General features: G+C 70.2%; 8 protein-coding genes. 5 read left to right on the forward strand and 3 right to left on the reverse strand.

Annotated features, from left to right (window positions below):
* Window positions 1–41 precede the first annotated feature (41 nt).
* Genes ACGFK0_RS28515 through ACGFK0_RS28535 form a run of 5 tightly spaced genes read left to right on the forward strand, consistent with a single transcriptional unit; the run spans window position 42 to window position 4899 of the window.
* Window positions 42–800, forward strand: coding sequence for an ABC transporter ATP-binding protein (locus tag ACGFK0_RS28515; protein ID WP_392910200.1), 759 nt, complete (start codon window positions 42–44; stop codon window positions 798–800).
* Window positions 797–1594, forward strand: coding sequence for an ABC transporter ATP-binding protein (locus tag ACGFK0_RS28520; protein ID WP_392910202.1), 798 nt, complete (start codon window positions 797–799; stop codon window positions 1592–1594). The genes ACGFK0_RS28515 and ACGFK0_RS28520 overlap by 4 nt, the downstream gene beginning before the upstream one ends.
* A 2-nt stretch (window positions 1595–1596) precedes the next feature.
* A complete protein-coding gene (locus ACGFK0_RS28525) occupies window positions 1597–2478 on the forward strand; it encodes a branched-chain amino acid ABC transporter permease (RefSeq protein WP_392910205.1) in 882 nt (293 codons plus the stop codon).
* A complete protein-coding gene (locus ACGFK0_RS28530) occupies window positions 2475–3575 on the forward strand; it encodes a branched-chain amino acid ABC transporter permease (RefSeq protein ID WP_392910207.1) in 1101 nt (366 codons plus the stop codon). The genes ACGFK0_RS28525 and ACGFK0_RS28530 overlap by 4 nt, the downstream gene beginning before the upstream one ends.
* Before the next feature lie 4 nt (window positions 3576–3579).
* On the forward strand, window positions 3580–4899 hold the full coding sequence (locus ACGFK0_RS28535; protein WP_392910209.1) for an ABC transporter substrate-binding protein: 1320 nt from the start codon (window positions 3580–3582) through the stop codon (window positions 4897–4899).
* A gap of 113 nt (window positions 4900–5012) precedes the next feature.
* Here the strand turns inward: ACGFK0_RS28535 and ACGFK0_RS28540 are convergent, their stop codons facing one another.
* From ACGFK0_RS28540 to ACGFK0_RS28550, 3 genes are all read right to left on the reverse strand, one after another.
* Window positions 5013–6608, reverse strand: coding sequence for a right-handed parallel beta-helix repeat-containing protein (locus ACGFK0_RS28540; protein ID WP_392910211.1), 1596 nt, complete (start codon window positions 6606–6608; stop codon window positions 5013–5015).
* A gap of 143 nt (window positions 6609–6751) precedes the next feature.
* Window positions 6752–7987: an oxygenase MpaB family protein gene (locus ACGFK0_RS28545; RefSeq protein WP_392910232.1), complete on the reverse strand. Its 1236-nt coding sequence runs from the start codon at window positions 7985–7987 to the stop codon at window positions 6752–6754.
* On the reverse strand, window positions 7881–8936 hold the full coding sequence (locus ACGFK0_RS28550; protein WP_392910213.1) for a hypothetical protein: 1056 nt from the start codon (window positions 8934–8936) through the stop codon (window positions 7881–7883). The genes ACGFK0_RS28545 and ACGFK0_RS28550 overlap by 107 nt, the downstream gene beginning before the upstream one ends.
* Window positions 8937–9130 lie beyond the last annotated feature (194 nt).

Raw genomic sequence — 9130 nt, forward strand, 5'->3', positions numbered from 1 at the left:
CCGCCCGAGGCGGCGCCGCCGCACCCCGCACAGGAGGCCGGATGCTGGAGGTTCACGATCTTACCGTTCGCTTCGGAGGCATCACCGCCCTGGGGGGTGTCGGCTTCGAGGTACGGCGCGGCGAGATGGTGGGTTTGATCGGACCGAACGGCGCCGGCAAGACGACCCTGTTCAACTGCCTGACCCGCCGCTACAACGCCGACGGGGGCACCGTCACCTACGACGACCGGGACCTGCTCGCCGTCGCGCCCCACGCGATCGCCGAGCTCGGGATCGCCCGCACGTTCCAGAACCTGGGGCTCTTTCCCCGCATGTCCGTGCGGGACAACGTCATGGTCGGCGCACATCACCATGGCCGGGCCGGGTTCGTCAGCGCGAGCCTGCGGCTGCCGTCCGTCCGCAGCGAGGAGCGGAGGCTGCGCGGCGAGGCCGACGACCTGCTGGAACGGCTGGACCTGACCGCGGTCGCCGGCCATCCCGCCGCCGGGCTGCCGTTCGGCACCCTCAAACGGGTCGAGCTGGCCCGCGCCCTGGCCGCCCACCCCCGGCTGCTGCTGCTGGACGAGCCCGTCAACGGCCTCAGCCTCGGCGAGGTCGACGAGTTCGCCGGCTGGCTCCAGTCGATCCGCGACGACTTCGACGTCACCGTGATCGTCGTCGAGCACCACATGGGGTTCGTCATGGGCACCTGCGACCGGGTGGTCTGCCTGGACTTCGGCAAGAAGATCGCCGAAGGCTCACCCGAGGAGGTCCAGCGCGATCCCGCCGTCATCGAGGCCTACCTGGGGACAGCCGCATGAGCGAGCCGAGCGAGGCCACAGAAGCTACAGAAGCCACGGAAGCGACGAACGCCACGGCGGCCGCAGAGGGCACCGACCAGGACTTCCTCGTGGTGGACGACCTCCATGCCGGCTACGGCGACGTGCGGGTGCTGCACGGGGTGAGCCTCCGGGTCGGCAAGGGCGAGATCTGCGCGATCCTCGGGCCGAACGGAGCCGGCAAGACGACCCTGCTGCGGGCGCTGTGCGGGATGATCCGCGGCCGCGGCGCCGTCCGGCTCGACGGGACGGCGCTGTCGGGGCGTTCCCCGGAGACCGTCGCCCGCCGCGGCGTGGCGCACGTCCCCGAGGGACGCGGCACGTTCATGCCGCTGACGGTCGAGGAGAACCTGCGGCTCGGCGCGTACGCGCGGCGGGACCGGGGCGCCGTCCAGGCCGACCTGGAACGCGTGTACGGCTTCTTCCCCGTGCTGAAGGAACGGGTCAAGCAGCCGGCGGGCAGCCTCAGCGGCGGTGAGCAGCAGATGCTCGCGATCGGCCGGGCGCTGATGTCGCGGCCCCGGCTGCTGCTGCTGGACGAGCCGTCGCTCGGCCTGGCCCCGCTGGTGACCAGGGAGCTGTTCGGCATCGTCCAATCGATCAACCAGGAGGAGCGGACCACCGTGGTCGTCGTGGAACAGAACGCACATCTGGCGCTGGGCATCGCCGGGCAGGCGCACGTGCTGGAGAGCGGCCGGATCGTGCTGTCGGGCTCGGCGGCGGAGATCCGGGCGGACGAGCAGGTCGCCCAGTCCTACCTCGGATACCGGATCTAGCCATGGCCGACTTCCTGCAGACCGTCATCGGGGGGCTGAGCGCCGGCGCGATCTACGCGAGCCTGGCCCTCGCCCTCGTGCTGATCTATCAGTTCACCGGGATCGTGAACTTCGCCCAGGGCGAGCTGGCCATGTTCGCGACGTACATCGCGTGGACGTTCATCGACGCCGGCCTCCCGTTCTGGCTCGCACTGATCCTCACGCTCGCGATCTCGTTCGTCGGCGGCATGCTGATCGAACGAGTGATCATCCGGCCGGTGGAGGGCGCCCCCGAGCTGACCCTCGTGATCGTCACCGTCGGCCTGTTCATCTTCGTCAACGCGGCGGCCGGCTGGATCTGGTCGTTCCTGATCAAGGACTTCCCGAACCCGTTCCCGGACGGTGCGTTCCGCGCCGGCGGGGTCAGCCTCGGCTACTCCACGCTCGGCGTGTTCGCCGTGGTGGGCGGGGTCATGGGACTGCTCTACCTGCTGTTCCGCTACACGAAGGTCGGCCTCGGAATGCGCGCGGTGGCCACCAACCCCGAGTCGGCCCGGCTGGTCGGCATCCGGGTCGGCTGGACGCTGGCGCTCGGCTGGGGCCTGGCCGCCCTGGTCGGAGCGGTGTCGGGAGTCCTCGTCGCACCGCTGCTGTTCCTGGAGCCCAACATGATGGGCGGCGTCCTGATCTACGCGTTCGCCGCGGCCACCCTCGGCGGCTTCGACAGCCCGCTGGGCGCCGTGGTCGGCGGCCTGATCGTCGGCGTGGCCGAGACCCTCGCCGGGTCGTACGTGGACGCGATCGGCTCCGACCTGAAGATCGGCGTTCCGCTGGCCGTCATCCTCGGCGTCCTGCTGCTGCGCCCCCAAGGCCTGTTCGGACGAGCGGCGGTGGAACGCGCATGAGCGAATCGACGGAAGCGACATCGGCGGAGGCCACGGAGACCACCCGCGCGGACGCGGAGACACCGGAGTCCGCCAAGGACGAGCGTTCGGCGCCCACGACGCCGCGGGGGCGGCTGATGGCGTTCACCGTGCGGAACTGGCGGTGGATCGCGCTCGGGGTGCTGCTGCTGATGGCCCTGTGGGCGCCGTTCCAGCTGGTCCCGTTCCGGGTTTTCCAGTTCACGATGGTGATGGTCTACGCGGTGGCGCTGCTCGGGCTGAACCTGCTGACCGGCCATGCCGGGCAGATCTCGCTCGGCCACGGGGCGTTCTTCGCGGTCGGCGCCTACGGGGCCGCCGTCATGATGTACCACTGGGATCTGCCGTACCCGCTGACGCTGCCGCTCGCGGCCGCGCTGGCGTTCGCGATCGGACTGGCGTTCGGGGTGCCGGCGACCCGGCTGCGCGGGCTGTATCTGGCGCTGGTCACACTCGCCATAGCGATCTTCATCGTGCCGCTGCTCAAGCGGTTCGAGTCGGTGACCGGCGGATCCATGGGCCTGACGATGGAGAAGCCGGCGCCGCCCGCGTGGACGGGCCTCGCCGCGGACCAGTGGCTGTACTTCCTGGCGCTGGCCGCGACGATCGTGGCGTTCGTGGCGGTGCACGTGCTGCTGCGCTCGCGGGTCGGCCGGGCGCTGCACTCCGTCCGCGACAACGAGACGGCGGCGGAGGTCATGGGCGTGAAGCCCGCCTCCTACAAGCGGCTCGCGTTCGCGTGGAGCGCCATGTTCGCGGGCGCGGCGGGCTGCCTCTACACGTGGACGATCGGGTTCGTCTCACCCGACTCGTTCACCGTCAACCTCTCGATCACGCTGCTGGCGGGCATCGTGGTCGGCGGACTGGGCTCGACCTGGGGGCCGCTGCTCGGCGGCCTGTTCGTGATGTTCGTGCCGAGCTTCTCCCAGGACATCAACAAGGCGGCACCGGGGGTCATCTTCGGGCTGCTGATCATCGCGGTGATGTACGTCGCCCCGACCGGGCTCGCCGGGCTGGCCGGGCGTGCCGCGCACTGGTTCAACAAGACCCGCTCTAACAGGATCCTCCGGAAGGGGTAAGGGCATGCGTCGATCAATGGGAAGAGGCCGGTCGAACAACGGCGGCGGGGTGCTGATGCGGGGTACGGCGGTGTCGGCCGCCGTGCTGCTGGCGGCGACGACCGCGGCGGCCTGCGGCGGACGCGACGACGGCGACGACGGCGGCACCGCGAGCGGTGCGTGCGAGGGGCAGCAGACGACCGGCATCACCGACTCCACGCTCAAGCTCGGCGGCATCTATCCGCTGTCCGGCCCGGCCTCCGCGTACGGCGCCATCCCGAAGGGCATCCAGGCCTACTTCGACTACGTCAACGCCGAGAAGGGCGGCATCGACGGCCGCAAGGTGGAGTTCACCGTCCGCGACGACGGCTACCAGCCGCCGAAGGCCGTCGAGGAGGCGCGCCGGCTGGTCGAGCAGGAGCAGGTGTTCGCGCTGTTCCAGACCCTCGGCACGCCGTCGACGACGGCGACGTGGGACTACACCAACCAGCGGAAGGTGCCGCAGGTCTTCGTGGCGACCGGCGCCTCCAAGTGGGGGGCCGACGACAAGCACCAGTGGACGAGCGGCTGGCAGCCCAACTACCTCTCCGAGGGGCGGGTGTACGCCCAGTTCCTCAAGCAGGAGAAGCCGGACGCCAAGGTCGCGGTCCTGTTCCAGAACGACGACTTCGGCGAGGACCTGGTGGGCGGGTTCAAGAAGGCGATCGAGGGCACCAAGATCAAGATCGTCCAAGAGAAGAGCTACGAGGTCACCGACCCGAGCGTCGAGGCGCAGATGCGGGACCTGGCGGGCTCGGGCGCCGATGTGTTCCTCAACGTCACCACGCCGAAGTTCGGCTCGCAGGCGCTGGCCGCCGACGCCAAGATGACCGACTGGAACCCGCTGCACATCCTCAACAACGTCGCCGCGTCCGTGACGGTGCTGAAGCCGGTCGGCTTCAAGAACGTGCAGGGCGTCGTGTCGTCCACGTACTACAAGGACCCGAACGACCCGCAGTGGGAAGACGACGCGGAGATGAAGCTGTACAAGGCGAAGATGAAGCAGTACGAGCCGGGCGCCGACCCCGCCGTGCCGTACCACGCCTACGGCTGGGCGGTGGCGAGCAGCTTCCACAAGGCGATGGAGGCCGCCAAGTGCAAGACCCGCGAGGGCCTGCGCGACTCGGTGCGCAACCTCAACAACGTCGAGGTGCCGATGCTGCTGCCCGGCGTGACGATGCAGACGGGCCCCGATGACGGCTTCCCGATCGAGTCGATGCAGATGATGGAGTTCAAGGGCGAGCGCTGGAACCTGACCGGCGAGGTCATCGACACCCGCAAGGAGTTCGGCCCGCTCGGAGACTGACCGGTCCCCACCTACCGGTCTCCACCTCCCGGTCCCACCTCCCACCCCACGGCCACCGGCCCGGCTGCGCGCGCAGCCGGGCCGGTGGCGCGTCCGTCAGGGTGGCGCGTCCGTCAGGGAGCCGGGCGCGTGGGGGTGTCGAACCAGTCGCAGCCCTCGGGCCTCGGCTTGTCGCGGCCGTACTCCGAACATGGCAGGGCGGCCAGGACCTTGAGGAGGTTGCCGAACGGCGAGAAGATCGTCCAGCCGGACGGGTGAGCGCAGTCGGGCAGGCGGGCCGGATCGGACTTCACCGCTCCCCAGGACGAGGTGTTGTCCTGCCAGCAGTTGCCGTCTCCCTGCTCGTCCCACCACACGTCCAGGCCGTTGGGCAGCGTCCTCCCATCCGGCGCGACGCCGAACGCGTTGCGGGTGTAGCGGTTGCGGTGCGAGGTGTCGCGGAACTTCGTCCAGTCGTCCTCGCCGCGCAGCGGTGCGGGCACCCAGATCTGCCGGAAGCCGCTGCGCCAGTTGTCGTACAGGCGGTTGTGCGCGTAGTTGTTGTCGTTGCCGCCGCCGAGGAGCAGGCCGGTGCCCACCGGGACCGGCGGGGCTGGGCACACCACGCCGTCCTCGTGGCCCCGGTCCCTGGGGAGCTTGGCGCAGGTGCCGTCCCAGACGTTGCCGTAGTAGTTGACGTTGTTGCTGTAGATCAGGTTGTTCTCGAACGTGGCGTGGTTCTGCGGCAGGCCCGGGTGGCCGGGGAAGGCGCTGTCCATCGAGACGCCCGCCGAGTTGTGGTGGAACTTGTTGTCGTGCGCGTAGACGGAGTCTCCCGCGGTGCCGGAGTAGCCGAGCGCGTTGTGGTGGGAGTCGCAGCGCTGGATCTCGACGGAGTGCCGGCGTCCGTTGAGCGGAGAGGCCGAGCCCGGGTAGAGCCCGGCGTCGCCGTTGTGATGGCCGACGCAGTCGGTGTAGAGGCCGTGGTCGCTGGCGAAGGTGAGGAAGCCGTACTCCTCGTTCCACCGGGCCAGCGCACGGTCGATCACGAAGCCGTCCTGCTCCAGGATGTACACGCCGTTGAACTCGAACAGCTGCGTGGTGATGTTGCGCAGGTAGAAGCCGTCCGCGCGGTCCGCGCGGATGCCGTTGAGCTTGGCCCAGGTCCCGTCGGACTCGAACCCGCCCTCGACGACGACGTCGGTCATCTCGCGGCCGGTGCCCTCCAGCTGGAGGTCGCAGCGCGGGCTGTCGCACGAGTAGTCGTCGTCGTCCGGCGTCTGGTCCCCGAAGACGGCGACGAGCTGCTGGAGGTTCGGGCAGGCGAACTGGTCGGCGTAGGTCAGCAGGTCCTGTTTCGCCAGCTCTGCGCAGTGCGGGCTCGGCTCCGCGCGGCTGGGCTCCTCGCGGTACGTGCCGGGCAGCACGTAGATCGTCGTGCCGCGCTCGGTGACGTCGTTCACCGCGGCCTGGATGTGCTCGTACGAGCATTCGGCGAGGAGCCGTTCGTTGAGCGTTCTCAGCCACCCGCCGTACCCGTTGATCAGCTCGGCCGACTCCGGTTTGCATACCACCAGCCGGGGCGACGCCGGCGCCTTCCTGTACGTCGGGACCTTGCCGGTCCCCGCCGGAAACCTGACCTCGCGTTCGGCGTGGCCGAGTGCCGGTGCCGTCAGCAGCCCCAGGACCACGGTGAACACGACTGCGACGACTGCGCTGCGCTTGCCCATGATCGGGAATATGAACGGTATTCGCGATACTTCACAGGCCCACCCACCGGCCACATCGGGCCATCCGTTCCCGCGTGCCCCGGCGTGCCCCGGGGCGCGTGGGACCGGCGTGGTCCCGGTGCGGCAGGCTGCCCAGGGCCGGCTCAGCCGGTTCCCTCGGCGAGGGGCCGGCCATTGAGCCTCGTCGGGCGGTGGGCGTCGAGGCGGCTGTGGGTCCGGTCGCCGCGTTGTTCGCGGACCATGCGGCGGACGAGGACGGTGCGCCGGTGAAGGCCGCGGCGTTCGGCGAGGCGGGTCGCGCCGGGAACCACCCGGCGGACGCTCTCCGCGACGAAGACCGCGGCGGCGGTGCCGAGCACGGCGGCCTGGTAGGCCCTGCTGTCGGGCGTGCCCAGGAAGTCGGCGTTGCGCTTGCCGAGGACGAGGCGGCTGTGGGCGAACAAATAGTTGGTCAGTACGTGCCGTGCGACGGGGGAGTTCTTCAAAGCGGGCGGGAGCAGCAGCGGGGCCGCGGCGTCCTGCAGCGATCGGGCGAGTTGCCGCGAGTCCTGGTCGGGGAGGTACTCGGTCGCGGCCTCCAGCCAGAGGGTCCGCCACGCGTCGGCCTCCGTGGCGGGGAGCAGGTCGCGGTGGACGCCCATGAGGTGGCCCACATAGCGCCACAGATGCATCGCCGCGGCCCGGTCCCCGGCGGAGAACCGGAGCCCCATGGCGCGCGAGCCGAGCAGCATGACCAGGGAGAACAGCAGCAGGGTTCCGGTGAGCTGGACTTGGTTGATCGGCGCGTCCCAGGCGTCCCGGTCCCAGTCGTCGCGTCCGCGCATCACGGCCCGCACCTGGGCGTGCATGATGCGCACACGGATCGTCTGCTTGAAACCGGTGTCGAAGCGGCCGAGCCCACCGGGGGAGGTGACGTCCACCCACCAGCTCGCGGTCTCGGCCAGCCGGCGGGGCGCCATGGTGTCCAGGTCGCCGGTGCGCACGAGCGTCTTGTTGGCGCGGGAGGCCAGGTAACCGCCGTAGAGAGACGTGCACGGCATCACCGTCGTGAGCCCGATCCGCCCGGTGCGGCTGATCACCCTGGCGCCTCGGTCGAGGAGATCGGCGTCCACCCAGTACGGGACCGCGTCGATCTCCGCGAAGAAGTCCACCAGCTCGCTCGGTGGGTCCTCGACGGCGTCGATGCCCTCGTGCAGGGCGCGTTCGAACAGTCGCCGGCCAGTTCCGCCGGGTAGCCTCGCGATCATCTCCGCCACCGCGTCCGCCGGCGGGTCACCCGCCTCGCTGAACGACCGGAACGCCTTGAGCTGGGCGGACGTCGCCCGGATGTCGCCGGGGGCCAGATGACGCAGGACGAGAGTCCACGGAGGTTTGGACATCCAGATGGGATGCTCCAGGCGCTGCTGGTGGTCCATGCCTTCCTTCCGGTTGTTCGGTCGAATCTCGGTGCGGGGCGGTGGGGGGTTCCAGCGGGGCGGTGCGGGGTTCATGGTGCGGGATGGCGGCGACGGCCAGGATCGCCAGCGCCAGAGCCAGTACCGCCTGGCCGCTCTCGACGGGCCAGGGCTCCCCGTAGACGGGCGTCGCCACGATCAGCAGATAGGTCTTCGCGGTCGCGGTGGCGACGAGCCCGACGACCACCAGGCGGCTGCGCTGCAGGGCGATCTGGAGCTGGCCCATCGCCAGCGGCGCCGCGACCGCGAAGACGTACAGGTATGGGGTCCTGATCAGGGTGCCCGGATCTTCGGCCAGGGATGCGGCTCCCCTGAGCATCAGTTCGCTGGTACCGGTGAGCAGGCCGACGTTGATGGCGAGCGCGACGCCCGTCAGCGGCCGTGCGTGGCTGCCTTTGCGGGCCCGGTCGCTTGCCAGGAACATGATGCACGGCACCAGCAGCGAGGGCAGGGCGACGGCCACGATCAGCGGCGGCGGGGGTGTGCTGATCCCGGCCGGAGCGAGGGTCCCCGGCGTGGCGCGCACGAGCAGTACTGTCGCGCCGACCAGCAGGACCACGCATCCCCATTCGCGCAGGGTGAGCCGTTCGCCGAGGATCGGGACGGCGAAGACGAGCAGCACGCCCAGCCCCGCCAGGAACATCGGCAGTGCCTCGAACAGCGACAGGCCGGTCAGCGCCGTCAGTTGGACGATGGCTCCGACGCCGAGGACGACTGCGCCCGTGATCCACGTCCTGCTGGTGAGCAGGGTCCGGGTCAGGTGCCATGGACGGCTGCCCTGGAGGAGCGGCATACCGGTCGTGGCCATCTTGAAGTAGGTCAGTCCGCTGAAGTAGATGCCGGTGGAGAGGAAGGCGAGGAACTGGTACTGCATCGGCAGGTAGTCGGTGGGTGGGCTGGTGGGTGGGTGGGTGTGGGGGGGGCATGGCGTGGCCTTCCGTGCCGCCCGCGGTCTGGCCGGTCGGCGCGTTGTGGCCGGGCCGCGGGCGGCGGTTTGGGGTGGGTGGGGAAGGTGCCTGTGCGGGTGTGTGTGGGGGTTGGGGTCAGGGGTGTGGGGGTTTTGGTGTG

It is taken from the genome of Spirillospora sp. NPDC048823, assembly GCF_043198445.1.
Taxonomy (GTDB): Bacteria; Actinomycetota; Actinomycetes; order Streptosporangiales; family Streptosporangiaceae; genus Spirillospora.